Annotated in this window: 24 protein-coding genes; 17 read left to right on the top strand and 7 right to left on the bottom strand. The window is 72.2% G+C overall.

Annotation, left to right across the window (positions count from 1 at the left end):
* Positions 1-76 precede the first annotated feature (76 nt).
* Complete coding sequence (locus ACGFMP_RS13585) at positions 77-1105, bottom strand: helix-turn-helix domain-containing protein (RefSeq protein ID WP_393672367.1); 1029 nt, start codon at positions 1103-1105, stop codon at positions 77-79.
* A gap of 203 nt (positions 1106-1308) precedes the next feature.
* Complete coding sequence (locus tag ACGFMP_RS13580; protein ID WP_393672366.1) at positions 1309-1887, bottom strand: hypothetical protein; 579 nt, start codon at positions 1885-1887, stop codon at positions 1309-1311.
* A 233-nt stretch (positions 1888-2120) separates the two neighbouring features.
* Here ACGFMP_RS13580 and ACGFMP_RS13575 point away from each other — a divergent pair, with 233 nt between their 5' ends.
* Positions 2121-3146 carry a TauD/TfdA dioxygenase family protein gene (locus tag ACGFMP_RS13575; RefSeq protein WP_393672365.1) on the top strand — a complete coding sequence of 342 codons (1026 nt, stop codon included), beginning with the start codon at positions 2121-2123 and terminating at the stop codon, positions 3144-3146.
* Positions 3147-3347: 201 nt separating this feature from the next.
* Here the strand turns inward: ACGFMP_RS13575 and ACGFMP_RS13570 are convergent, their stop codons facing one another.
* Both ACGFMP_RS13570 and ACGFMP_RS13565 read right to left on the bottom strand, forming a co-directional pair.
* On the bottom strand, positions 3348-3995 hold the full coding sequence (locus ACGFMP_RS13570; RefSeq protein ID WP_393672364.1) for a hypothetical protein: 648 nt from the start codon (positions 3993-3995) through the stop codon (positions 3348-3350).
* A gap of 21 nt (positions 3996-4016) precedes the next feature.
* Positions 4017-4841 (bottom strand): hypothetical protein, encoded by an 825-nt coding sequence (locus tag ACGFMP_RS13565; RefSeq protein WP_393672363.1) that lies wholly within the window; start codon positions 4839-4841, stop codon positions 4017-4019.
* A gap of 87 nt (positions 4842-4928) precedes the next feature.
* On the opposite strand from ACGFMP_RS13565, the gene ACGFMP_RS13560 reads away from it, so the two are divergent.
* A complete protein-coding gene (locus ACGFMP_RS13560; protein ID WP_393672362.1) occupies positions 4929-5564 on the top strand; it encodes an AAA family ATPase in 636 nt (211 codons plus the stop codon).
* Positions 5561-5821 carry a hypothetical protein gene (locus tag ACGFMP_RS13555; protein ID WP_393672361.1) on the top strand — a complete coding sequence of 87 codons (261 nt, stop codon included), beginning with the start codon at positions 5561-5563 and terminating at the stop codon, positions 5819-5821. Before ACGFMP_RS13560 ends, ACGFMP_RS13555 begins: the two co-directional genes overlap by 4 nt.
* Before the next feature lie 47 nt (positions 5822-5868).
* Here ACGFMP_RS13555 and ACGFMP_RS13550 read toward each other — a convergent pair whose 3' ends face one another.
* Positions 5869-6543, bottom strand: coding sequence for a TetR/AcrR family transcriptional regulator (locus ACGFMP_RS13550; RefSeq protein WP_393672360.1), 675 nt, complete (start codon positions 6541-6543; stop codon positions 5869-5871).
* Between the two features lie 191 nt (positions 6544-6734).
* On the opposite strand from ACGFMP_RS13550, the gene ACGFMP_RS13545 reads away from it, so the two are divergent.
* The 14 genes from ACGFMP_RS13545 to ACGFMP_RS13480 all read left to right on the top strand — a co-directional run bounded on the left by ACGFMP_RS13545 (position 6735) and on the right by ACGFMP_RS13480 (position 22052).
* A complete protein-coding gene (locus tag ACGFMP_RS13545) occupies positions 6735-7697 on the top strand; it encodes a zinc-binding dehydrogenase (RefSeq protein WP_393672807.1) in 963 nt (320 codons plus the stop codon).
* Between the two features lie 244 nt (positions 7698-7941).
* On the top strand, positions 7942-10077 hold the full coding sequence (locus ACGFMP_RS13540; protein ID WP_393672359.1) for a glycoside hydrolase family 27 protein: 2136 nt from the start codon (positions 7942-7944) through the stop codon (positions 10075-10077).
* Between the two features lie 182 nt (positions 10078-10259).
* Positions 10260-11567 carry an ABC transporter substrate-binding protein gene (locus ACGFMP_RS13535; RefSeq protein ID WP_393672358.1) on the top strand — a complete coding sequence of 436 codons (1308 nt, stop codon included), beginning with the start codon at positions 10260-10262 and terminating at the stop codon, positions 11565-11567.
* 1 nt (position 11568) lies between these two features.
* Positions 11569-12516 carry a carbohydrate ABC transporter permease gene (locus tag ACGFMP_RS13530; protein WP_393672357.1) on the top strand — a complete coding sequence of 316 codons (948 nt, stop codon included), beginning with the start codon at positions 11569-11571 and terminating at the stop codon, positions 12514-12516.
* Entirely contained in the window at positions 12516-13421 is a 906-nt protein-coding gene (locus ACGFMP_RS13525; RefSeq protein ID WP_393672356.1) for a carbohydrate ABC transporter permease, read from the top strand. Before ACGFMP_RS13530 ends, ACGFMP_RS13525 begins: the two co-directional genes overlap by 1 nt.
* Positions 13418-15529: an alpha-galactosidase gene (locus ACGFMP_RS13520; protein ID WP_393672355.1), complete on the top strand. Its 2112-nt coding sequence runs from the start codon at positions 13418-13420 to the stop codon at positions 15527-15529. The genes ACGFMP_RS13525 and ACGFMP_RS13520 overlap by 4 nt, the downstream gene beginning before the upstream one ends.
* A gap of 86 nt (positions 15530-15615) precedes the next feature.
* Positions 15616-16377, top strand: coding sequence for an SDR family NAD(P)-dependent oxidoreductase (locus ACGFMP_RS13515; protein ID WP_393672354.1), 762 nt, complete (start codon positions 15616-15618; stop codon positions 16375-16377).
* Positions 16378-16429: 52 nt separating this feature from the next.
* Positions 16430-17164 (top strand): FadR/GntR family transcriptional regulator, encoded by a 735-nt coding sequence (locus ACGFMP_RS13510; RefSeq protein WP_393672353.1) that lies wholly within the window; start codon positions 16430-16432, stop codon positions 17162-17164.
* Positions 17161-18306 carry a galactonate dehydratase gene (dgoD, locus tag ACGFMP_RS13505; RefSeq protein ID WP_393672352.1) on the top strand — a complete coding sequence of 382 codons (1146 nt, stop codon included), beginning with the start codon at positions 17161-17163 and terminating at the stop codon, positions 18304-18306. The genes ACGFMP_RS13510 and dgoD overlap by 4 nt, the downstream gene beginning before the upstream one ends.
* Positions 18307-18422: 116 nt before the next feature.
* Positions 18423-19154 carry a hypothetical protein gene (locus tag ACGFMP_RS13500; RefSeq protein WP_393672351.1) on the top strand — a complete coding sequence of 244 codons (732 nt, stop codon included), beginning with the start codon at positions 18423-18425 and terminating at the stop codon, positions 19152-19154.
* Between the two features lie 271 nt (positions 19155-19425).
* Entirely contained in the window at positions 19426-20073 is a 648-nt protein-coding gene (locus ACGFMP_RS13495; RefSeq protein ID WP_393672350.1) for a bifunctional 4-hydroxy-2-oxoglutarate aldolase/2-dehydro-3-deoxy-phosphogluconate aldolase, read from the top strand.
* Positions 20074-20248: 175 nt separating this feature from the next.
* On the top strand, positions 20249-21226 hold the full coding sequence (locus ACGFMP_RS13490; protein WP_393672349.1) for a sugar kinase: 978 nt from the start codon (positions 20249-20251) through the stop codon (positions 21224-21226).
* Between the two features lie 116 nt (positions 21227-21342).
* Entirely contained in the window at positions 21343-21834 is a 492-nt protein-coding gene (locus ACGFMP_RS13485; RefSeq protein ID WP_393672348.1) for a DUF2975 domain-containing protein, read from the top strand.
* Positions 21834-22052: a helix-turn-helix domain-containing protein gene (locus tag ACGFMP_RS13480; protein WP_393672347.1), complete on the top strand. Its 219-nt coding sequence runs from the start codon at positions 21834-21836 to the stop codon at positions 22050-22052. Before ACGFMP_RS13485 ends, ACGFMP_RS13480 begins: the two co-directional genes overlap by 1 nt.
* 697 nt (positions 22053-22749) lie before the next feature.
* Here the strand turns inward: ACGFMP_RS13480 and ACGFMP_RS13475 are convergent.
* Both ACGFMP_RS13475 and ACGFMP_RS13470 read right to left on the bottom strand, forming a co-directional pair.
* Complete coding sequence (locus tag ACGFMP_RS13475) at positions 22750-22938, bottom strand: hypothetical protein (protein WP_393672346.1); 189 nt, start codon at positions 22936-22938, stop codon at positions 22750-22752.
* Between the two features lie 63 nt (positions 22939-23001).
* A complete protein-coding gene (locus ACGFMP_RS13470) occupies positions 23002-23505 on the bottom strand; it encodes an Asp23/Gls24 family envelope stress response protein (protein ID WP_393672345.1) in 504 nt (167 codons plus the stop codon).
* Between the last annotated feature and the right edge of the window lie 111 nt (positions 23506-23616).

Raw genomic sequence — 23616 nt, 5'->3', positions numbered from 1 at the left:
CCGCCAGGCGTGTCCGCCGCCTACGGCGAGCGGTCCGGCATCCCCGCACGTCGCAAGCCGGCGGGGATCGACCGATTCAGCGCCCGGGCCCCCGCCCCGCGGGGGGTGCGGCGCCCTTGGTCTGCTCCGGAAGCCACCAGCCGCGGCTGGCGGCGAGTACCCCCGCCTGGAACCGGCTGGCGGCGCCGAGCCGGGTGAGCAGCGCCTGCACCCTGCGCTGCACCGTGCGGTGGCCGATGCCGAGCTGGCGTGCGATGGTCTCGTCCGGCATCCCCATGGCCAGCATCGAGATGATCCGCCGCTCCTCGTCGTTGACGAACTCCTCCTCGCCGACCGGTGCGATGCGCCCCGGCATGTACGGCTGCGCCTGGGCCCACAGCGACTCGAACAGCGTGGACAGCGCGTCGAGCAGGGCCGAGGGGTGGACCAGGATGCACGCGTCGAGCACCTGCGGGGTGGCCAACAGGGGTATCAGCGCCGCCTGATGGTCGGCGATGATCAGCTTCATCGGCGCCTCGGGCACGAAACGCACCTCCTCGCCCGCCGCGATGTCCTCCTCCGCCCGCTCCATCGCGCCGGGGATGTTGAGGCTGTCGCGGGCGTGGATGAACCGGCTGCGCACGCCGCGGCCGGCGATCACGGCGGCGGAGTTGACCCGCGCGCCGTCGCGGGCCTCGGCGTAAGGCGGTGCGTCGATGCCGCGGATCTCCTTCTCCGCACGGTTGAACAGCTGCTGCCCGCAACGGGCGACGCCGTCCCGGCCGTTGATGACCTGGATCAGCGAGGCCGAGTCGCGGTCCCGGCGTGCCTCACGGTGCCGCTCGGTCAGCCGCTCGGTCAACGCCCGCACCCGGCGGATGTCCCGCTCCCTGGCGAGCAGCAGCACCTCCAGGGCGTGGCCCGGCGGCAGCGCGGTGTAGCCGGCCGGGCTGCCAGGCAGCCGGGAGACCAGACCGCCGTCCTCCAGCCGGACCATGGCCGCGGCCACCGCCTCGGACTCGATGCCGGTGCGGCGGGTCAACTCCGCTATGGGCAAGGGCGGGTTGTCGACCAGGACGAAGTACAGTGTTTCGGCTGCTTGATCCAGACCGAGAACTTCCAGCATGGCCACCTCCGACCAAAAGGTAGCCCAAGAAGGGTCCTTGGTTGAATGTGAGACCTTCTGCTCCCGGTTTCGACGCGTTCCCCGGGGCGTTGCCCGGGGACCGGGTTCACCGCGGGGCGTCGCCGCAGGCCTGAGCGGCCTCGATGACTCCACCCGGATCTCCTCGTGAGCCGAGGTCGTCCCGCCGGGACGGCCTCGGTCACTCAGAGTGCGCAGCCCCGAAGCAGCGAGCCCGGCACCACGTGGTCCTTCTCCACACCGCGAAGCAGCAGAGCGATGCGCTCACCCCCCGGGATGCGGGCGAACTCGAGCCACGCCTGCGGTACGGCCAGGAGCTGTCCACGCGACTGGAGCTCCGCCGGCCGCCCGCTCCGGTCGATCTCCCCGGTGAGATCGCCGAAGACGCCGACCCCGCGACCGCCGATCCAGAAGGACTGCGTGACCCGGAAGGTCCAGGGCCGTTCCACTCTGACCGCGGTCGCGAGGATCTCGACATCGGCGACCGGCCGCGGCCCCTCCGTGATGACCAGCCGGGTACCCCGTCCCCACCCGACCGGCGCCGCCGCGCCGTTCAGCCGACGGGCGTACACAGCCCCCTCGCCGAGCCCGATCCCCGGTCCTGCGGGGACGTCATCGAACGTGATGCTCCACGGATCATCGACCGGCCCGGAGGCCGCGGCAGCCGTCGCCGCGTGGCGACCGCCCGGATGGGGCGTGCCGCGGCCGCCCTCGGACGCCGGGAACCACCGCATCCAGCCGCTCATCTCCACCTCGTCATCCACGCCGACATCTTCACCGATCACCCATCACCCACCACCATTCACGCCCGACGGCTCAGCGTGGCAGCCGGCCGGTGGCGCGAGGCCGCCACGCCCGTCCGCGGGATGGCTGCCCGGCCCGGATCCGCCGTTCGCAGGAATGCCATACGGCCGCAACGTCCCCGCGTTGACCCCCGGAAGGCGCCCTGCAAGCATCGGGCCATGCCCCTTCGCCGCTCTCCGGCCGCGCCGCCGAGTTGTCCGCGCGGCACGTACTGACCGCCGCCCGCGCAGGGCGACCGCGTACACCGCAGGAGAGGCCGGGAGATGACTGTCGTCGCGGGGACACCGCCGCCGCTCGTCGTGCCGGCGGTGCCGGCACAAGGGCAGGGTGGCGGAGCCGGGGCCGTGCTGCGGGCGGTGGCGCGGTACGGGCCGCTCGGGCGCACCGCGCTCACCGTACGTACCGGGCTGAGTCCTGCCGCGGTGTCCCGGCACGCGGCCAGTCCCTCGATGCCGTCTCGCAGGAGGCCTTCGCCCGCCGATTCGGCTCGCCCACCACCGCCCACCCGACGGTGCCGTCCCTCGACGGCAGCCCGGCCGTGCTCGACCTCGACTACTCGCGCAGCAGTGCCCGCGCCAACACCTGGCACACCGACGTCACCTTCGTCCAGCGCCCGCCGCTCGGCTCGATCCTGCGCGCGGTCACCATCCCGCCCTACGGCGGCGACACCGTGTGGGCCGACACCGTACGGGCCCGCGACACCCTCCCCGCCGAACTGCGAGAGCTGGCCGACCGGTTGTGGGCGGTCCACTCCAACGCCTACGACTACGTCTCCGACGCGCGGCACGGCGACGACACGGACGAGGCGCGGCAGCGGCGCGAGGTCTTCACCTCGACGGAGTTCGTCACCGAGCACCCGGTCGTACGGGTACACCCGGAAACCGGCGAGCGGGCACTCGTGCTCGGCGGTTTCGTGCGCCGCTTCGTCGGCTGGACCGGCACCGACTCCCGTGATGTGCTGCGTGTTCTCCAGGCGCATGTCACCGAGCCGGAGAACACGGTGCGATGGCGCTGGGCGCCGGGTGACGTGGTCTTCTGGGACAACCGCGCCACCCAGCACTACGCGGTCGCGGACTACAGCGGCCAGGCACGCCGGGTCCAGCGCATCACCCTGGTCGGCGACGTTCCGGTGTCGGTGGACGGGTCGGGCAGCCGTTCCGTCAGCGGTGACGACACGGCCTACAACTCCGAACTGGCGCTGCCGACCGACGCCGGCTGAGGCCCGCCGGCCGTTGACCGGTGGCGCGGCCACCGCCGAGCAGTGGATCAACGTCCACCCGTGACCGGGTCAGGGGAGCCGCAGGACCGAATCCTGCCGTCCCACCCGTGCGTTCACAGGCCGGAGGCCGCCTCCGCAGAGATGCGGGGGCGGCCTTTCCGGACTCTCCGCCGGCCACGGGCAGGGCGGCGCCCCGCGGGATCAGGCGATACCGACGGTGAGGGACGGGGGGCGCAGGGCGAAGGTGGCGGGGGTGCCGAGGGGTGGGGCCGGGGTGAGGGAGAAGGCCGGGGTGGCGAGGCGAAGCCGGCCGGGGGTCAGGGTGTGGGAGTGGAGGCGCCACGCCGTGGCGCCGGGCGGCGGCGGCACCGCCAGGTGGACGAGGGCGGCGGCCTCGTAGTCGTAGTCGTAACGCGTGTATGCGGGGGCGTACTTGATGAGGCGCAATACCGCCGACTCCGGCTCGGGAAACACACGGGGCGGGGCGTCGGGAAGGTCGGGGAGGAGGCCGGGGCGGCGGCGCAGCGCCTCGGCGAACCAGGGCGCCAAGTCCGGCCCACCGCGCAGGGCCCAGCTCTCGACCAGACCGCGGAAGGCGGCCGCGCGGCGGCGCGGCCGGTGTTCGGCCCCTGCGGCCAGCACCGCACCTCCGGCCCCGGCGAAGGCCCTGGCGAGCTCGCCCACCGGTATGTCCGCCGCGCTTTCGGAATGGCGGACCCCGCGGATCTCCACCATGGCGGAGCGCAGCAGCGTCGCCGCGGCGTACGCGTCGGCGCCCAGCCACCCGCACGGCAGCGGTTCACGAGCGTCGCGCGAGCGACCCCGGCGCGGTGGCACCGCGTCTGCCACCCGTCCGGCGGTGGACAGATATCACCACCTGTCATCGAGGCCGAAGTGCCCCGTGGTCGCCCGCAATCCGCCACTGCTCCCGACGCCGACCCGCACCCCTTCGGCGCCCACCCGCAAGGTGACGCCGCGTGCGTCTTCGGAGTCGAAGCGGATGTCGGAGACGTCCCGGAGCCAGACGTCCAGCAGCGCAGGTTCGAGGGAGGCGCCGTCCCCCACGGGATACGTCCGAGCCAGGGCGAGTCGGAGGCTGCCGACCAGCAGGTCGGCGCCGACTCGCTCCACCACGAGCCGGAGGACCGCGGCTGACGCGAGGTCGTAGTCCCTCGCGATACCCGCGGCGCTCTCCTGCGTCGCCGCCGTCACGGGCGCGTGGACGTGACCGTTCGGTTCGCGGACCTCCTCGCGCTCGCGCCCCGGCGCGCCCAGCCAGTCCAGCCGGTGGCCGGCGGCCGCGGCCTGCTCCACCGCCCATTCCCGCCGCTGCGTGTCGAGATCGGTCATCCACCGGACGGCTGCCCGCGCCCGGCGCTCATGCCCGAGCCGGGGAAGCGCTGCCGCGACCCGGAAGAAGGGGTAGGTGTTGTTGTCCCAGACATCGGATATCCGAACGACGGTTTCGCGGTCGAAGTGCCGGGCGTCCGCGGCGGCCTCCGCGATCTGCGTGAGCGAGCGGTCGAGGATGGCGGCGAAGGCGGCGGCCGCGGACCCCGCGTGCCCGGAGGAGGTGGCGCCACGGTCGGTCATGCCGGGATCGTCGCACGGCGCGACGGGCGGTATCAGGGCGTGCGCGAGATCGATGTCCGATGAGACGAACAGCTCCGCGACCGCCACCAGCGCGATGAGCACGGCGGCAGTGCGGCCGGCGGTGTGAACCCGGGCGGTGGCTCCGCGTGCCGGGCCGGCAGGAGCAGCTGCGCTCCGTACGGTGGCGGTGTGCTGCTGAGCTGCGCGTTCATCAATCTGAAGCCCGGCGTCGGGAAAACGACCAGTGCGGTGTGGCTGGCCCACGCCTTGCACGAACTGGGGCTGCGGCCGCTGCTGGTCGACGGCGACCCGGCGGGCTCCGCGCTGCGGTGGAGCGAGCTCGCGGGTGGCTTCCCCTTCCCGGTGGTCGCGCTTCCCGTGGGCGACGTGCACCGCCGCGTCGACGACTTCCTCGGCGACCGCCAGGCGGTGGTGCTCGACGCCCCGCAACTGGAGGATCACGCCCGGATCGCCCGCAGCGTCATGCGCCATGCCGACGAGTGGATCGTGCCGGTGACCCCTGCGCCGATCGAGCTGGACCGGATGGCTCCCATCCGGACCGAGATGGGTGATGTGCAGTCGCTGCGTACGGAGCCGGCACGCACGGCCGTGCTGCTGAACCGGACCAACCGCCCCGACGCCACCCGTACCGGTCCCGACGCGGATGCCAGAGAGGTGCTCGCGGAGCGCGGTTTCGACGTGCTCGACACGCAGATCGCCCGTCTGGACCTGTATTCCCAGTCGTTCGGCGGATCGGTCCGTGTCCAGGACACCGCGTACATGGACCTCGCGAACGAGCTCGTCAAACGTCAGGAAGGCGCATGAACCAGCGCAAGGACAACTACCGTGCCGCCTTGGGACGGAGCCAGGAGCACCAGGGGCCGCGAACCCCCAAGGTGACGACCGTGAGCAGCCGGTATTTCCGGATCACCATCGAGGTGGACCCGGACGTGCGCCGGATGCTGGGCCGCTGGGTGATGCCACCGGTCGCCCTCGTCGCGACCACCGGCGTGGCCGCCTTCCGATTGCTGACCGAGCTGGTTCCCAAGACGGCTCCGCCGGACGCTGATCGGCCGAGGTGACGGACCACTCCGGTCGGCCGCGGTGCCCGCATCGCCGCTGACAGGTTTCAGGTGCCCTGCTCGCACGACGCGGCCCTACCGCCTGCCCGCGGTCGGGCGGTGGGCGGTGGTGTGGACGCCAGCCGTGCCGGCGGCGGCAGCGGTGCGTGGTGGGGGCGGGCTTCGAACGCCTGGATCACCAGCCCCGCGAACCGTCGCGAAGCCATGACCTGGGTGGCGGGCGACGCGGCGCGGATCCCTTTGTTGGCCATGAGCACGAGGACCAGATCGTCCAGGACGAAGTCGGGCCTCAGCTGTCCTGTGTCCTTGGCCCGCTTGGCCAGTCCTGCGACCGCTCTCACCGTGTACTCACGTCCCGCGACATCGGGCGCCTCCGGGAGGGTCGACAGGAAGGCTTCGGTGAAACCCCGGTCGCGTGCGTGCAGTTCACAGATCTGCTCGATCACCAGGCAGAGGCCGCGCCACGGATCGGGGTCCGCGCACCCCTCGTCGACGATGGTGCGACAGGCGCGCAGCTGGTCCGCGAAGGCCTCGGCGACCAGCACCTGCTTGGTCGGGAAGTGACGGTACAAGGTGGCAGGTCCCACCTCGGCCCGCCGCGCGATCTCCCGCATCGGCACATCCAGGCCGTCGGTCGAGAGCAGGGCCCGTGCCGCGTCGAGGATGCGGTTGCGGTTGTCCCTCGCGTCGGAACGCGTTTTACGAGGCAGGAAATCGCTCACGCTCTCACTTTACTCAAACGGACGGGGGTGTCCGTTAGCGTCGCGGACGGAGAGACTCGCCGAGATCCTCGGGGCGGACGGCACGGGGACCGATCCTCGGCCGCGCATACGGCCCCCCTCCTGCGGGCGGCGATCGGCGGCGGGTGTGGAACAGGACCGTGAGCGAGCGGTCCGGGAACGTGGAGATGACATTGAAGGCAATCGTGATCCGGGCGTTCGGAGGTCCTGAAGGTCTTGCTGCCGTCGACCTGCCGGACCCCGCTCCCGCTGCCGGGGAGGTCCTGATCGCCATCGAGGCGGTGGGCGTGGGTGGTGTCGACACCGTGATCCGGAGCGGAGCCTTGGCCGCCTACGGATTCAGGGAGGGTTTCATCCCGGGCAGCGAGGTGGCAGGCACCGTGACCGCGGTCGGGGACGGCGTCGACACGTCCTGGATCGGCAGGCGGGTGTGGGCCTTCACCGGAACCGGTGGCGGCTACGTCGAAAGGGCCGTCGCGCCGGTCGAGCGGATCCTTCCGCTCCCGAACGGCCTGCCTGCCATCGGTGCGGTGACGCTCGGCAGCGCGGGTGCGGTGGCCCACTTCGGGCTTCGCCAGGCCCGTTTCGCTCCCCGGGAGGCGGTGCTGGTGCGGGGGGCCGCCGGCAGTATCGGGATCATGGCGGTGCAACTCGCGGCGCGAGGCGGCGCCGCCGCGGTGGGGGTCACGACGTCGTCGGCCGAGCGCGGCGAGCGGCTGCGCCGGCTCGGCGCGACCCATGTGCTGGACCGCTCCGGTGAGGGAGGGGAGGACGCCCCGGCGGGCTACGACGTCATCATCGACGTCGTGGCGGGCGAGGACATGCCGTCGTTCTTCGACAGGCTCAATCCGAACGGGCGCATGGTGGTCGTGGGTGCGGTCGCCGGTCAGCCGCCCGCGGACTTCGGCACGAGGATCATGGACGCGTTCCAGAGGTCGCTGTCCTTCGCCGCCTTCAGCGCGGCCACCGTCCCCTCCGCCGATCTGCGTGCCGTGCGCGGCGAGCTGTTCACCGCGGCCGGTCGCGGCGAGATCGAGGCGGTGGTGCACGACGTGCTGTCACTGGACGAGGCCGTGCTGGCTCACCGGAAGATGGACGCGGGTGAGGTCTTCGGCAGGATCGTGCTGACCCCGTAGCCGCAGCGCTCCATACCGGGGCACCGTCCGTCCGGGACCAGGCACGGGGCACCGCTCGGGCCAGGTCAGGGGCTGAGCGCGGCCCCTCCAACCCGAATTTTAGTTTATTAGTAATAATCGTTGACACCTCCCGGCGCCACGCCCACAGTTCTCGTCGTGGCGGGCACCCCCTGGTCTTCAGTGGATGTTGTGCCCCGATATCCCCAAAATCCGGGAGAATCCGATGACTTGGCATGGTTCAGGGATGGTGCGCCCATCCAGGGCGGTCGCCGCGGTGGGGGCCGCGGCACTGCTCGCGCTGGCGGTACCGGGCGCGGCCCAGGCGGCAGGCGGCCACCACGGGGCGGCCGGACAGCCGGCCGCCGGGGTGCCCGCGTACTACGACAGCGGTCTCGCCCCGACGCCGCCCATGGGCTGGAACACCTACTACGGCCTGGGCGCGCCGACGGAGGCGCAGGTCGAAAGCGTTGCCGACAATCTGGTCGACAGCGGCCTGCGGGACGCCGGTTACACCATCGTCTGGCTCGACGGCGGCTGGCAGGCCGACTCGCCGCGCGGCCCCCAGGGCCAGTTGGTCGCCAACCCCGAGCGTTTCCCTTCGGGCATCCCCGCGCTGGTGAAGTACCTGCACCAGCGCGGCCTGAAGGCCGGCATCTACACCGACGCGGGGGACTACGACCCGGCAAACTGCGGACTCGGCAGCAGGGGCCACTACCAGCAGGACGCCGACCAGTTCGCGGACTGGCAGATCGACGCGATCAAGGTCGACTTCCTGTGCGGGATCGGCGAGAAACTCGAACCGGGCCCCGCCTACAAGGAGTTCAGCGACGCGGTGGCCAAGTCCGGCCGGCCGATGCTGCTGAACCTGTGCAATCCCCTCACCGACGACTGGGGCCTGCCGCACACCCCTGGACAGGACGCGCACAACACGTTCACCTACGGCCCGACGGTCGCGGACTCCTGGCGGACCGGAACCGACATCGCGTGGGGCTCGCCGACCGCGGGTGAATTCCCGAACGTGCTGCGCAACATGGACGCCAACGCCTGGCACCCCGAGGCCCAGGGGCCGGGTCACTGGAACGACCCCGACTACCTGATCCCGATGCGGCAACTGGTCGACGGCTCCTACGAGATGAACCAGGAGGAGTCCACCACCCAGCTGGTGATGTGGGCCGAGATGGCCTCGCCACTGATCATCGGCTCTGACCCGCGCACGCTGCCGCAGGCGATGGTCGACACCCTGCGCAACCCCGAGATCCTCGCCGTCGACCAGGACCCGCTGGGCATCCAGGGCGTGCGTGTCGCCACCGACGGCACCGGCGACACGTACAGCAAGGTCCTCCAGGGCGCCGGGCGCCGTGCGGTGGTCCTGCTCAACCGCTCCGACCAGCCGGCCGTGCGGACGCTGACCTTCGCCCAGGCCGGGCTGACCGGCGCGGTGAGCGTGCGCGACCTGCGGGCGCGCGCGGACCGCGGTAGGTACACGGGCACCTACACGGTCACCGTTCCCGCGCACGGAACCGCGATGTTCAAGCTGACCGGTACCGACGACGCGCCCGGTGCGAAGCTCGGCGGTCCCGCCTCCACCGCCGATCCGGCACTGGTGCGCGACGGCGACAGTCTGACCGCCTTCACCCGGGACGCCGACGGCTCGCTGCGCGCCACGACCGGCCGTGACGGCCACTGGCCCGGCTCGGGCACCACCCTCGGCGGCCCGACCGGCGGCCGGTTCCTCGGCCAGCCCGCCGCCTACGCCTCGGCCGGCCGGATCGATGTCTTCGTCCGCGGCACGGACGACCACGCCTATCTGCGGACGTATTCGCGGGGGACGTGGGGCCGCTGGCAGGACCTCGGCGGGCGGATCGCCGATGCGCCGACCGCCGCGTACCAGAGCCCGGGCGCCTGGACGCTGTTCGCCACCGGCGCCGACGGCACGGTGACCAGCCGCGGTCCGGCCACCGGCTGGACCGCGATCGGGGCTCCCGCCGGGGTGGCGCTCTACGGCCGCCCGTCGGCCGTGACCGACGCCTCCGGTCGGATCCATGTCGCGGTCCGCGGAGCGGACGACGCGGTGTGGTCCCGGGACGCGGACGCCTCGGGCACCTGGTCCGACTGGACCTCGCTCGGCGGCACGATCAGCGCCGCCCCGACGCTGGTGGCCACCGGCGGCAGCGTGCAACTGCTCGCCCGTGCGGCGGACTACACGCTGTGGCAGCGGACCTACGACGCCACGGCGGGGAGTTGGGGCGGCTGGTTTGCGCAGAACGCCTTCGTGAGCAACGCCTTCGACGGAGCGGTGGGCGCCACCGCCGGGCCGAACGGCCAGGTCCTCGCCGTTTCGCGCGGCGTGGGCGGCGTGGTCCGGCAGAGCTCCTTCTGAGGCTGCCGGACCCTCCGGTCGCGCCGCCCGACCCACCTTCCTTCCCCTGACGGTTCCCGGGATGCCAGAAACCGGGCATCCCGGGCTCCCGTCAGGGCAGTTACTCAATAATTTACGAATTAATCTTGACGCCGCACGGACGTCACGACAGGCTGTAGCAGCCGACAAGGGAGTCACTGCCAATGAACACCGCACCCACCTGGCCGACCGGCCGCCGCCAGTTCCTCGCCGGCGCCGGCGCCATCGGAGCCGGCGCGCTGATGAGCGGCTGCGTCACCTCCAGCTCGTCCGACGCAGGCAGCACCAGCCAATCGTCCGGCGGTAGCGCGACGCTCCAGTCCAACCTGTCCTCGCCGCAGGCGAAGACCGCGATGGAGGACCTCGTCGCCGCCTACAACAAGCGCGGCGGCGCGAAGGCCAGGCTGAACACCGTCGCCTCCGAGACCTTCCGCACCCAGCTGCCGACGTACCTCACCTCCGCCAACCCGCCGGACCTGCTCACCTGGTACCCCGGCTCGGTCGCGGACGCGTATGCGAAGAAGGGTCTGCTGCTCGACGTCAGCGACATCTGGACCAAGGGCGAACTCGCCGAATACCCGGACGCGCTGAAGAAGCTGTGCAGCGACTCCTCCGGCGCCAAGGTGTTCGTGCCCGCCGGCTACTACTGGTGGGGGATGTTCTACAAGAAGTCCAACTTCGCCAAGTGGGGCGTGCAGGAGCCCAAGACCTGGGACGACTTCATAGCCCTGTGCAAGACGCTCAAGTCCAAGGGCGTCGCCCCGATCGGCCTCGGTGCCGGCGGCGACACCGCGTGGGTCGCGTCGGCGTGGTTCGACTACCTCAACATCCGCATCAACGGCGCCCAATACCACCGCGACCTGCTCGCCGGGCGGCACAGCTTCGACGACCCGCAGGTGCACAAGGTCTTCGACAAGTGGGCCGAGGTGCTGCCCTACTTCGACCCCAACGGAACGGCGCTCGCCTTCCAGGACGCCACCACGGCGATGCTCAGCAACCGCACCGGCATGATGCTGATCGGCACCTTCTTCGCCGACGCGGCGCCCAAGGACCAGCTGGACGACATCGACTTCTTCCGGTTCCCGATCATCGACCCGAGCATTCCGGTCGCAGAAGAGGGCCCCACCGACGGCTACTTCGCCAGCGCGCACACCTCGCACAAGGAGCAGACGCTGGACCTGATGAGCTACCTGGCCACCGCCGAGGCCCAGGAGATCTACCTCAAGGGCTCGTCCGGCACCTCGCTGCCCAGCAACCCCAAGGCCAAGGACTCCGGCACCCCGCTGGTCAAGAAGGGCCGCGCGCTGATCGAGAACGCCGCAGAGGTCACGCAGTTCTTCAACCGCGACTCCAGCGACGCCCTGCAGCCGACCGCCGACACCGCGCTGACCAAGTTCCTCGCCAAGCCCAAGGAGATCAACTCCATCCTCACGGCCTGGCAGCGGGACGCGCAGAAGATCTGGAGCCAGTGAGATGGTGGCACTCACCACCGCGGGCCGGCGTGCCTCGACGGGCGCCGGCCGCGGTGGGCGCACGACGCGCGGCGGGGGCAAGCGGGCCACCCGGGTCCCTCCGGCGGTACTCGCCTTCGTCCTGCTGCCGCTGCTCGCCGAGGGCTTCTTCGTCTTCTGGCCCGCTCTGCAGGGCTTCTACCTCTCGCTGACCAAGTGGGACGGCGTCTCGGCCCCGCAGTTCATCGGCCTCGGCAACTACCGGGAGATGTTCCACGACACGGTCTTCCACACCGCGATGCTCGACACCGTGCTGTGGCTGGCGCTGTTCGGCGGGTTGTCCGCGGTCCTCGGCCTCGGCGCCGCCCTGCTGCTCCAGCAGGAGCGCCGCGGGGTCGGCTTCTACCGGGCCGCGCTCTTCTTGCCTGTGGTCTTCTCGCTCACCGCCACCGCACTGGTGTGGCAGGCGATGTACCAGCCTGATGGGCTGATCAACAAGACCCTGTCGGGGCTCGGACTCGGCAGTCTCACCCACGCCTGGCTCGCCGACCAGGACACCGCGCTCTACGCGGTGATCGTGCCCGCGCTGTGGCGCCAGGTCGGTTACGTCATGGTGCTCTACCTGGCCGGCCTCAAGGGCATCGACCCGGCGCTGTACGAGGCCGCGAAGGTCGACGGCGCCACCCGGTGGCAGCAGTTCCGGCACATCACCCTGCCGCAGCTGTCCAGCGTCAACGCGGTGGTGCTGTCGGTCATCATCATCGACAGCCTGCGCTCATTCGACGTCGTCTGGGCACTCAGCCGCGGCGGCCCCTACCACTCCTCCGAACTGCTCAGCACCTACATGTACTCCACCGCATTCCAGTCCCTTCGGCTCGGCTACGGCTCCGCGCTCGCCGTCGTCATCTTCGTGCTGGCCTTCGGCGTCATCGCGTCCTACCTGGTCCGGGCGTTCAAGGAGGCCGACTGATGAGCGTCACCCGAACCGCCCCCGAGACCGCCGAGGACCGGGACGCGCGACCGCCGGCTCCGCGCCGGCCGCCGGGGGCCGCGCGCCCGCTGTGGGGCACCGTCGCCTTCCACACCGGCGCCGGGCTACTGTCCGTGCTGTGGCTCGTACCGATCGCCGTCGTCCTGATCACCGCGACCCGGTCGTTCGACGACATCGCCTCCCACGGCCTGGGCAGCCTGCCGCACTCCTTCACCCTCGGCGGCTTCCGGCAGGCGTGGGTGGAGGGCGGCCAGCAGCAGGCCCTGGTCAACAGCCTTCTCGTCAGCATCCCGACGGTCCTGCTGTCGCTGCTGCTGGCTTCCATGGCCGCCTTCGCGCTGAGCCGCTACGACATGCCCTTGCGGCGGGCACTGCTGCTGCTGATGCTCAGCGGCAACCTGCTGCCCCCGCAGATCCTGTTGATCCCGGTCGACAAGCTCAGCGAGAAGCTGGGCATCTACGACTCGCTCTACGCACTGATCGGCGTCCAGATCGGCTTCGGCGTCGGCTTCTACGTCTTCGTCCTGCACGGCTTCATGCGGGCCATCCCGCCGGAGATCCAGCAGGCCGCCGTGATCGACGGCGCCGGACCCTGGCAGATCTACACCCGCATCATCATGCCGCTGGCCCGACCCGCACTGGCCGCGCTGACCGCACTGGCCTTCACCTGGATCTTCAACGACCTGCTCTGGGCGATCACGGTGCTGCGCTCCGAGGACAAGATGCCCATCACCGCCTCCCTGCTGAGCCTGCAGGGGCAGTACGTCTCCCAGTGGAACGTCATCGCGGCCGGATCGGTGATCGCCGCCGCACCCACCGTTCTCGTCTTCCTGCGGTTCCAGCGGCACTTCGTGGCCGGACTCAACCTGGGAGCCGTCAAGTGACCACCGCAGGACCGCAGGACCCGGACGGCCCCTGGCTGCTGCATACCGAACACACCGTGTACGCGGTGCGGCTGGCCGCCGAGGGCCGCTGGGCGGAACTCGCCGCCTGGGGACCCCGCGGTGCCGAGACCGGACCCTCCCCCCTGGACTGGTCCCGCCGCACCCACTTCATCACCCCCGCCGACGCCGCGCCCGCCGAGTTCATCCCCTACGGGCTGCGGCCGTTCACCGGAGCCGACCTCACCGTCCGCCGCCCAGGCGGCGAACGCGGCCTGTGGTGGACGTTCACCGGCGCGGAGTACGAGGAGGACAGCGGCCTGCGGCTGGAGTTCACCGACCGGCCGACCGGCCTGCGCACCACGCTCTGCTACGCGACCGTCCCCGGCACCGACGTGCTGTTGCGCTGGACCGAACTGCACAACGCCGGCAGCGAGGCCCTGCACCTGGAACGCCTCGACTCAGCGGGCGTCAACGTGCCGGTCCAGGGCGGCGCCCGCCTCACCTATCTCGCAGGACAGTGGTCGCAGGAATTCGGGCGCCATCAACTCGACCTGCGGCGCGGCCGCTTCGAGATGTCCTCCACGCAGGGAGCGCCGGGCCACGCCTACGCCCCCTGGCTCGCCGTGCAGGACGCCGGTGACGGGGACGGACCCGCCTACGGCGTCGCCCTCGAGTGGTCCGGCAACTGGCACATCACCGCAGAGGCCGAACCGGGTGGCGCGATCCGGGTCAGGGCCGGACGCGTCCCCCACGAGGGAGCCGTCCTGCTGGAACCCGGTGGCAGCCTCGACACCCCGCGGCTGGCGTGTGCGTTCAGCCCCCAGGGACTCGACGGGCTGTCCCGCGTCTGGCACCGCTACGAAAGGCGGCTGGCCGGCGAGCGGCTGCACCGCACCCGCAAGGTCCTCTACAACTCCTGGGAGGCCACCGGCTTCGCCGTCGAGGCCGAGGCGCAGCTCGAACTCGCGACGATCGCCGCCGGACTGGGCGTCGAGCTCTTCGTCGTGGACGACGGCTGGTTCACCGGCCGCCACGACGAGAAGGGCGGCCTGGGCGACTGGCAGCCCGACCCCGCCGCCTTCCCCGCGGGCTTCGACGACTTCATCGCGAGGATCCGGGCCACCGGGATGGACTTCGGCCTGTGGGTCGAGCCCGAGGCGATAAGCCCGGCCTCCCGGCTCTACGCAGAACACCCCGACTGGGTCTACCGGATCGAGGGCCGCCCGGCGACCCTGGTCCGCGAGCAGTTGCTGCTCGACCTCGGCCGCCACGACGTCCAGGACTTCGTCATCGGCACCCTGGACCGGTTGCTCACCGACCACGACGTCACCTACCTCAAGTGGGACATGAACCGCCCGCCCACCGAACGCGGCCGCCCCGGCGCCGGTCCCGCGGGGGAGCAGGACCTCGACGCTGCCCACGTGGCCGGCTACCTGAGAGTCCTCGACCACCTCAGGGACCGGCACCCGGAGGTCACCGTCGAGGGCTGTGCGGGCGGCGGCGGGCGGATCGAACACGCCACCCTCGCCCGTACCGACGTCGTGTGGCCCAGCGACAACACCGCTCCACTGGACCGGCTGGCTATCCAGTTCGGCTATCTGCACGCGCACGCGCCGCACACCATGAGCAGCTGGGTCACCGACGCCCCCGGGGTCTTCGACCCGCGGCCCCGCTCGCTCGCCTTTCGCTTCGTGCTCGCCGCGGCCGGCGTCCTCGGCATCGGCGCCGACCTGCGGCACTGGACCGGTGAGCAACGCGCCGAGGCAGCCTCCTGGATCGCCCGCTACAAGGAGGTACGCGAGGTGATCCACCACGGTGAGGCCCGCCTGCTCGGCACGCCCGCAGACGCGGGCTGCGCGGTGCAGTACGACGCCCCAGGCGGCGACCGTACCGTCGTCGCCGCCTGGAGCACCGGGCGGCTCGACGGCGCGCCCCTCGTCCCCGGCCGCGCCGTGCGGCTGCGGCTGCGCGGCCTCGACCCGGGTGCCCGCTATCGGGACACCGCGACCGGCACGGAATACAGCGGTGCGCACCTGCTGCACTACGGCCTGCCGCTGGCGTGGACCGCCGACCACGATGCGGAACTGGTCACCCTGGTCCGCCGATGAACCCACCGGGCAGGTCAATCCCCCCTCGCCCGCACCCCGTCACCGAAGTCGCGACAAGCACGAACGCAGAGGAGCCGACCCGTCCCATGAACCTCACCGCAGCCCGCTTCGCCGGACAGGTGGCCGTCGTCACCGGCGCGGCCGCCGGCATCGGCGCCGCCACCGCCCGCCGCCTCGCGGCCGAGGGAGCGAAAGTGGTCCTCGCGGACATCGCCGCGGACGCGGGGCGTGAGGTCGCCGCCGGCATCCGTGCACAGGGCGGCGCCGCGGAGTTCGTGCCCGCGGACGTCTCCTCGCCGGGGGACTGGGACCGGCTCGTCACCGCCGCCCACGCCTTCGGACCGGTGGACGTCCTGGTCAGCAACGCCTTCACCGTCGACGTCGCGCCCGCCCACGAGACGAGCCTCGCCTCCTGGGAACGGCAGGTGGCGGTCAACCTCACCGGTGGCTTCCTCGGGGTCAGAGCGCTGCTGCCCGACCTGCGCGAGCGCCGCGGCGCCATCGTGCTGATCTCCTCCGTGCATGCCCACAAGGGCATCCCCGGCCACCCCGCCTACGCCGCCGCCAAAGGCGCCCTGCTCTCGCTGTCCGGTCAGCTCGCCGTGGAGTACGGGCCCGAGGTACGCGTCAACGCCGTGCTCCCCGGCCCCATCCTCACCGCCGCCTGGGATCGCGTCTCCCAGGAGGACCGGGACAAGAGCGTCGCCGAGACGGCCGCCGGCCGCTTCGGCCGACCCGACGAGGCGGCCGCCGCGATCGCCTTCCTGGCCTCGCCCGAAGCGTCCTACATCACCGGATCGAGCTTGCTGGTGGACGGTGGCTGGAGCGTCGTCAAGGGCTCTGCCTGACCAACGCCCGGCCGACAGACATGCCACCCGACCTGGAGAAAGGCAGAACGACATGACGCCATACGCGCGCCGCGGAGTGCACGGCCAGACCGTGGAGACCCTCGCGCGCCGGGTGCTCAGCGGTGAGATCCCGGAGGGGGCGACACTCGATCTCGTGGCGTTGCAGGGCGAGTTGGACGTCAGCCTGACCGCCCTGCGCGAATCCCTGAAGGTCCTCGCTGCCAAGGGCATGGTCGACGCGCGGCAGAAGCGCGGCACCTTCGTCCGCGCCCGGTCCGACTGGAACCTGCTCGACGCCGATGTGCTGCGCTGGCAGTTCGCCGGCGGCACCGCGGCCGGGGCCGACCTGTCGCTGCTGCGCAACCTCGGGGAGGTCCGCGGCATCATCGAACCCGCCGCGATCCGGCTCGCCGCCGTACGGCGCACCGACGACGACCTGACCGCCCTCGACGAGGCGCTCACCGCGATGGCCCGCCAGGACGGCGGCCCGGCCCACGCCGTCAAGGCCGACCTGGCCTTCCACCGCGCCCTGCTCGCCGCCACCCACAACGAACTGCTCGAACGCATGGAGATGGTCATCGAATCGGGACTCGCCCACCGCGACGAGATCGTCCACAGCTCGCCGCACGGCGAGGACCCGGTGCCCAGCCACCGCGCCGTCCTCGACGCGGTGCGCGACCGGGACCCGGACGCCGCGGAAACCGCCATGAGAGCCCTGCTCGACCAGGCGGTACGCGACCTCGACCTCGTGCACGGCACCGACTCAGGGGCGGAGGACGCCCAGTGAAGATCGTTCGCGTCGAGACCTTCCTCGTGGCGCCCCGCTGGCTGTTCTGCCGGGTCGAGACCGACGAAGGACTGGTCGGCTGGGGCGAGCCCGTGGTGGAGGGCCGCGCCGAAGTGGTGCGCGCCGCCGTCGACGTCCTGGCCGAACAGCTGATCGGCCAGGACCCGTTGCGCATCCAGGACCACTGGCAGGTGCTCACCAAGGGAGGCTTCTACCGCGGCGGACCGGTGCTCTCCAGCGCCGTCGCCGGACTCGACCACGCGCTGTGGGACATCGCGGGCAAGGCGTACGGCGCCCCCGTGCACGCCCTGCTCGGCGGCGCGGTCCGCGACACGGTCCGCGTCTACGCCTGGGTCGGGGGCGACGAACCGGCCCGGCTCACCGACGAGATCACCGCCCAGATCGAAGCCGGCTTCACCGCGGTCAAGATGAACGCCGCGGGCCGCACCGACCCCCTCACCACCCCGGCGGGCACCGCCGCCATCGTGGAGCGGGTGGCCGCCGCCCGCGAGGCGCTGGGCCCCCACCGCGATGTCGCCGTCGACTTCCACGGCCGCTTCACCCCGGCCGGCGCCCGCCGGGTCCTGCATGAAATCGCCCCACTCCACCCGCTGTTCGTCGAGGAGCCGCTGCTGCCGGAACACGGCCACCTCACCGCTTCGCTGGCCGCGTCCACGCCTGTCCCGCTCGCGACCGGCGAACGGCTCTACGGCCGGGCCGAGTTCCTCCCCGTGCTCAGCGCCGGCATAGCGGTCGCGCAGCCCGACCTCTCGCACGCCGGCGGCATCACCGAGGTGACCCGGATCGCCGCGCTCGCCGAGACCTTCGGCGCGCAACTGGCGCCGCACTGTCCGCTCGGCCCCATCTCGCTCGCGGCCAGCCTCCAAGTCGCCTTCTGTACACCGAATTTCCTCATCCAGGAGCAGAGCCTCGGCATCCACTACAACAAGGACGCCGACCTGCTGTCCTACCTCCTCGACACCGAGCCCTTCCGCTTCACCGACGGCCACGCCCGGCGCACCACCCTGCCCGGCCTCGGCGTCACCATCGACGAGAGCGCGGTCCGTGCCGCCGACCGCTCCGGGCACGCCTGGCGCAATCCCGTATGGCGCCACGACGACGGGTCATTCGCCGAATGGTGACCGGAGCGACGGTCCTGCGAGTTGCCACCGACCCGGCGCACGGCGGACGTTGGACGTCCCTGACGGCCGGGGAGAGGGAGTGGCTCTGGCACCGAGAAGAACCGCGCCGGCCCCGGGTGGGTCCGGATGACGCCTTCGCCGACGCGGGCGGCCTGGAGGAGTGCCTTCCCACGGTGCGCGGCGCCCCCGACCACGGCGACGCCTGGTCCCGGCGCTGGACGTGCGACGGTGACACCGCGTCCGTGCGGTGCCCCGACTTCCACCTCACCCGAACCATCGGCGCGGCGGACGGCGGTGTCGTCGCCGACTACCGCCTCAGGGCGGAGCCCGGCTACCGCTTCCTGTGGGCGGGCCACGCCCTGCTCGACATCTCGGAACAAGGGCGGATCGCCATCGTCGAGGGCGCGCCCGCCCGGCTCTACCGCGACGGCGGCTCGGACTGGGAGGCGTTCGCCTGGCCTTGGGCGGGGGCCGCGGCCCCCGCCGGCGCCGGCAGCCGCCGCGGGGCGCCCGCCGCGCCCCCGGGCCCCGTGGCACCCGACCTCCGCTTCGACCTGCTCGGTCCTGACGACGGCACGGCGCTCGGGGCGATCGTGCACACCGCGCGGGCAGCCGTCCACGACGGCGGGGACACGCTGAAGTTCGCCCTCGAAGCGCCAGGCCAGCCGGTCTCCGTCGCCGTGTGGCGCAATCTCCGGGGCTTCCCCGAGGGCGCCCCCTACCGCTCGATCGGCGTCGAGCCGATGCTCGGCCGGGTCTTCGACCTGGCCGCGGCGGGGGAGCAGGAGGCGGCGCGGGTGCCCGCGTCGGGAGAGGTCCGCTGGCGGCTGACGATCACCGCCCAGTAATGACGCACCGTCAGATCGTGCTCGGCCATGGCGGACGGGGACGGCGCCACTGGCTCGTCCCGCGCCGGCGGAAGCGGGGCTGACCCGCTTCGAGGCCGGCTCCGGTGGCGGCCGCCGCAGGCAGCTCCCGCGGTCCGTCGCCACCGTCCCCACCCGCCACACCGTCCCCCGACCACGCCGCCCTCTCCGGGCTCCGGCCGCCCGCCGGACCCGCCACCCCCGTCCCGTACCGGGCCGACAGCCCGGCCCAGCAGAGGAAAGGAGCCCGCACGTGGACCTACTGACCGCGCTGCGTACCCACAGGCTCGTCGCGATCGTCCGCGGCACCGACCCCGAGGCCGCCCACCGGGCGGTGATGACCCTGGTGGAGGAGGGCGTCGCCCTGGTCGAGGTCTCGCTCAGCGGTGAGGGTGCACTCGACGTCATCGCGCGATCCCGCGCATCCCTCGGCCCCGCGGCCCCGCTCGGTGCGGGGACCGTGCTCACCGCCGACGACGCCCGCGCCGTCCAGGCCGCGGGAGCCGACTTCGCGGTGACCCCGGCACTCGGCGAAGGGGTCACCACCGCCCGCGAGTTGGGGATGCCGGTACTCGCCGGTGTGATGACCCCCACCGACATCGTGGCCGCTGGCCGGATGGGCGCGGAGGCGCTGAAGATCTTCCCCGCGGAGCAGGCCGGCGGCCCCGGCTACCTCCGCGCCCTGCGCGGTCCCTTCCCCGCGCTTCCCTTCGTCCCGGTCGGCGGTGTGGACGTCGCCGCCGCCAGGGACTACCTCGCCGCCGGCGCCATAGCCGTCGGCGTGGGCTCCCCGCTGCTCGGGGACGCAGCCGACGGCGGCAGCTTGGACGCGCTGCGGGTCAGGGCCCGGATGTTCCTGGACGCGGTGAGGGACCTCGGCCAGGGACGGGAGGACCGGTGAAGGCCGGGACCGCAGTGCGGCCGGCGGTGCCGGGCAGGGTGCGGAGCGCAGGACCGAGTGCCGCGCGGAGCGCCGTAGGGCGTGCCGTGGCGCTCGTCCGTACGGGCCGGGCGCGCGGTGCGGCCGCCTCCCGCGGGCACAGCGGACTCCCCGGTCCGCGGCGGGCCGCACGGTGATGCCGCGCGCCGGGGGTCCGATCGTCTGCGTCGGCGAGACCATGGCCGCGCTCGTCCCCGAGCCGGTGGGCCCGCTCGTGGCCGCAGCCGGACTGCGGGTCGCCGTGGCCGGGGCCGAGTCGAACGTGGCGATGTACCTCGCCGATCACGGGATACCCGTGCGCTGGGTGTCGGCGCTCGGCGACGACCCCTTCGGGCGCCGGGTGCTGGCCGAGGTGGCAGCGCCCGGGGTCGACGTGGGCGGCGTCCGCGTGGATCCGACCCGGCCGACCGGTCTGCTGGTCAAGGACCCAGGACAGGCCGCGACCCGTGTCCACTACTACCGCCGGGGTTCGGCCGCATCGGCGCTCGGGCCCGGCCTGCTGGCGGGCGCCGCTGTGCGGGACGCGGCGCTGCTGCACCTGACCGGCATCACCGCCGCCCTGTCACCTTCGTGCCTGGCGCTGGTCGAGGAGGCCTTGAACGGTTCGCTTCCTGTGAGCTTCGACGTCAACCACCGTCCCGCGCTGTGGACGGACGGCTCGGCCCCCGACCTGCTGCTCTCCCTCGCCGACCGCGCCGATCTGGTCTTCGTCGGCCTCGATGAGGCGCAGGCCCTGTGGGGCGACCGGATCGGCGCGCCGGACGACGTACGGAGCCTCCTGCCCGGCCCGCGCCTGCTCGTGGTCAAGGACGGCGCCCACGCGGCGACCGCCTTCGACGGCGCCGAGGCGCACACCGTGCCCGCCCTGCGCACCGAGGTGATCGAACCCGTCGGCGCGGGCGACGCCTTCGCCGCGGGCTTCCTCACCGGGCTGCGCCGAGGCGAGCCGCTCCGGAGAGCGCTCCGTCTGGCCCATCTGACCGCGAGCGCCGCCCTGCGGGTGCCCGGCGATCACGGCCCGCTGCCTCCGGAGGACCGGATCGCCTCACTGCTGGCGGCCTCTGAGGAGGAGTGGCGGCAACTCGGCCCGACAGCCCGGCCGGACGCACCCTGAGCCCACCTGATGCCGCCCGGCGGCCCCCGCCGCCTGGCCGCAGTGCTGTGGCCCTCCTTGTGCAACCTATCGAAAATCGATAGATTGCCATCGACAATCGATGGAAGGGGTCGGCCATGGGGAAGCTGACAGTGCGCGCGCTGCGTGCGGTGCTCGGGGTGGTGCTCACCGGCACGGTGTTCGTGCAGGCATTGATGGTCTGGGCGTTGGTCAGCGGAAGCGATCCGGAGGACGGGTCGCTCCCGCTGACGGCGTTCCGCGTGATCGCCCTTCTGGGCATGGTGTCGGTCCAGGTCGCCGTGGTCTGTGTATGGCGGCTGGTGTCGATGGTGCGTCGCGGAACCGTGTTCTCCCACGCCGCCTTCGGATACGTGGACATCGTGATCGGCGCGATCGTCGCCGTCGCCCTGCTGTGGTTCACGGTCACGGCCGTCAACGCGCCGGGCCAGCGGGACGACCCGGGGGTCACCCTCATCATGGGCGGGATCGGCGTGGCCATCCTGGGGGTCGCGCTCATCGTGCTCGTGCTGCGCATGCTGCTTGCCCAGGCCGTCGCTCGCGACGTCGAAGCGACGCAGATGCAGGCCGAGTTGGACGAGGTCATCTGATGCCGATCGTCGTCGACATCGATGTGATGCTGGCCAGGCGGAAGATGTCCGTGGGCGACCTCGCGAACCGCGTGGGGATCACGCCCGCCAACCTCGCGGTGCTCAAGAACGGCCGCGCCAAGGCGGTGCGCTTCGCGACGCTCGCCGCGCTCTGCGAGGTGCTCGAATGCCAGCCGGGCGACCTGCTCCGCTGGGAGGCCGAGGACACGGCGGGCTGAATGAAGCGTGCGCGCCGAGGACCGTGCGCACCTCGATGACGACAGGCGGCGGCCAGGTGCCTCCGGGCGGCCTTCGGAGCATGGGCCCGCGGGCCGGACCATCGAGGCGGCTCGGACCACTCCAATGATGGTTCCTCCTGCTGATGAGGAGGCGAACCGCTCCCGATCGATCCGGGACTACATTTGGTGCGGCATGTGCAATGCGGTGACTCGCCTGGGAGGCGCCTGGATCCGAGGTCGGGAACGGCGCGCTCCGCGTCGTCGGACCCTGCCAGGGAGTCGCGCAGCCTCGGCGCGGTCCGGGGGATGTACCGAGGGGGTGGCACGATGCGTCTTGCCAATGCGGGCAGGGCTCTGCTCATGGCCGCGTGGATCGGTGCTCTGAACGTGTGGCAGAGCGGCCTTCACGTGCGCGGTCTGGTGATCGCGGGAGCCGGGACGTTCGTCTTCGGCCTGCTGATGTTCGAAGGATTCGAGTGGTGGGAACGGCGGGGGAGCGCCGGCAGGTCGTGCCCGCCCCCGCCGCTCCCACCGGGTGCTCCGGGGTCCGGGCAGCCCGGCGGCGTTGACGGCGGCGCGGCGAACCCGGACAGCTGACACCGTGACCGCGCAGGTCTGCCGGGCCGCCGGCGCGGGCGGTCGGAGGTGCGGAGCCCCCGGTCCGCGGCCGGCGACGGCTCGGTGCCCACCGGGGCCATCAGCGCCGCCGGTCCCGGTCACCTGAACGGATGAACTCGTCCACACGCAGGTCACCGTCGGCGAACTTCCCCACGACGAACCCGATCGCGCCGAGCCCGGCCACCAGGATGAAGGCCTCGAATCCGCCGTACCAGCCGGCGAAGGCAGACGCCAGGCCGTAGAAGAGGCCTACCACCACCATGCTCATCCGGTGCCCTCCATCCCCGATGCCCTTGCGGTCCGATCCCGTGTGCCGGCGGCGTGCCTACGGTCACTGCACGCGTTGTCCGCGGTCGTCGTCGTCCGGCTCCTCGGGGAGTTTGACGTCGTCGACGGCGATGTTGACCTCGACCACTTCGAGGCCGGTCATGCGCTCCACCGCGGAGATCACGTTCTCCCGCACCGCCTGGGCGACATCGACGATGGAGACGCCGTAGTCGATGACGATGTCCAGATCCAGCGCGGCCTGGACCTCGCCCACCTCCGCGCTGACGCCCTGGCTGACCGATGCCCTGCCGCCGGGGACCCGGTTGCGGACCGCGCCGAGGGTGCGGGACATGCCGGTGCCCATGTTGTGCACACCCACGACGTCCCGGGCGGCGAGACCGGCGATCTTCTCCACCACGCCGTCGGCGATGGTGGTCCGGCCGCGATCCGCGGGCGGACCCGGTGCCTTGCGCGTGGCGTCGGCAGGACCACTCCTGTCCTGTGGCCTGCCGCCGGACGTGTGGGCCAGCCCGGTACGTTCCTGCCGACCCTGCTGCGATTCGGCCATGGCGAGTCCTCCAACCCGTGAGCTGATCGCCACCCACGTTATGCGGACAGGTCATGAAATGCCCGAGGGCTGCGGCCAACGGTGTCCCCGGCCGCCCACGACCCCGGGCAG

The organism is Streptomyces sp. NPDC049040, from assembly GCF_043197715.1.
Taxonomy (GTDB): domain Bacteria; phylum Actinomycetota; class Actinomycetes; order Streptomycetales; family Streptomycetaceae; genus Actinacidiphila.
Note: the sequence above shows the minus strand (reverse complement) of the source record. Positions and strands in the feature narration are given on the sequence as shown.

Bases quoted from the DNA above. Each gene is read 5' to 3' on its own strand.
- ACGFMP_RS13485 (WP_393672348.1), top strand. From the start codon at position 21,343: ATGGGGAAGCTGACAGTGCGCGCGCTGCGTGCGGTGCTCGGGGTGGTG.
- ACGFMP_RS13480 (WP_393672347.1), top strand. From the start codon at position 21,834: ATGCCGATCGTCGTCGACATCGATGTGATGCTGGCCAGGCGGAAGATG.
- ACGFMP_RS13510 (WP_393672353.1), top strand. From the start codon at position 16,430: ATGACGCCATACGCGCGCCGCGGAGTGCACGGCCAGACCGTGGAGACC.
- ACGFMP_RS13530 (WP_393672357.1), top strand. From the start codon at position 11,569: ATGGTGGCACTCACCACCGCGGGCCGGCGTGCCTCGACGGGCGCCGGC.
- ACGFMP_RS13585 (WP_393672367.1), bottom strand. From the start codon at position 1,105: ATGCTGGAAGTTCTCGGTCTGGATCAAGCAGCCGAAACACTGTACTTC.
- ACGFMP_RS13535 (WP_393672358.1), top strand. From the start codon at position 10,260: ATGAACACCGCACCCACCTGGCCGACCGGCCGCCGCCAGTTCCTCGCC.
- ACGFMP_RS13515 (WP_393672354.1), top strand. From the start codon at position 15,616: ATGAACCTCACCGCAGCCCGCTTCGCCGGACAGGTGGCCGTCGTCACC.
- ACGFMP_RS13540 (WP_393672359.1), top strand. From the start codon at position 7,942: ATGGTGCGCCCATCCAGGGCGGTCGCCGCGGTGGGGGCCGCGGCACTG.
- ACGFMP_RS13525 (WP_393672356.1), top strand. From the start codon at position 12,516: ATGAGCGTCACCCGAACCGCCCCCGAGACCGCCGAGGACCGGGACGCG.
- ACGFMP_RS13475 (WP_393672346.1), bottom strand. From the start codon at position 22,938: ATGAGCATGGTGGTGGTAGGCCTCTTCTACGGCCTGGCGTCTGCCTTC.
- ACGFMP_RS13555 (WP_393672361.1), top strand. From the start codon at position 5,561: ATGAACCAGCGCAAGGACAACTACCGTGCCGCCTTGGGACGGAGCCAG.
- ACGFMP_RS13470 (WP_393672345.1), bottom strand. From the start codon at position 23,505: ATGGCCGAATCGCAGCAGGGTCGGCAGGAACGTACCGGGCTGGCCCAC.
- ACGFMP_RS13490 (WP_393672349.1), top strand. From the start codon at position 20,249: ATGCCGCGCGCCGGGGGTCCGATCGTCTGCGTCGGCGAGACCATGGCC.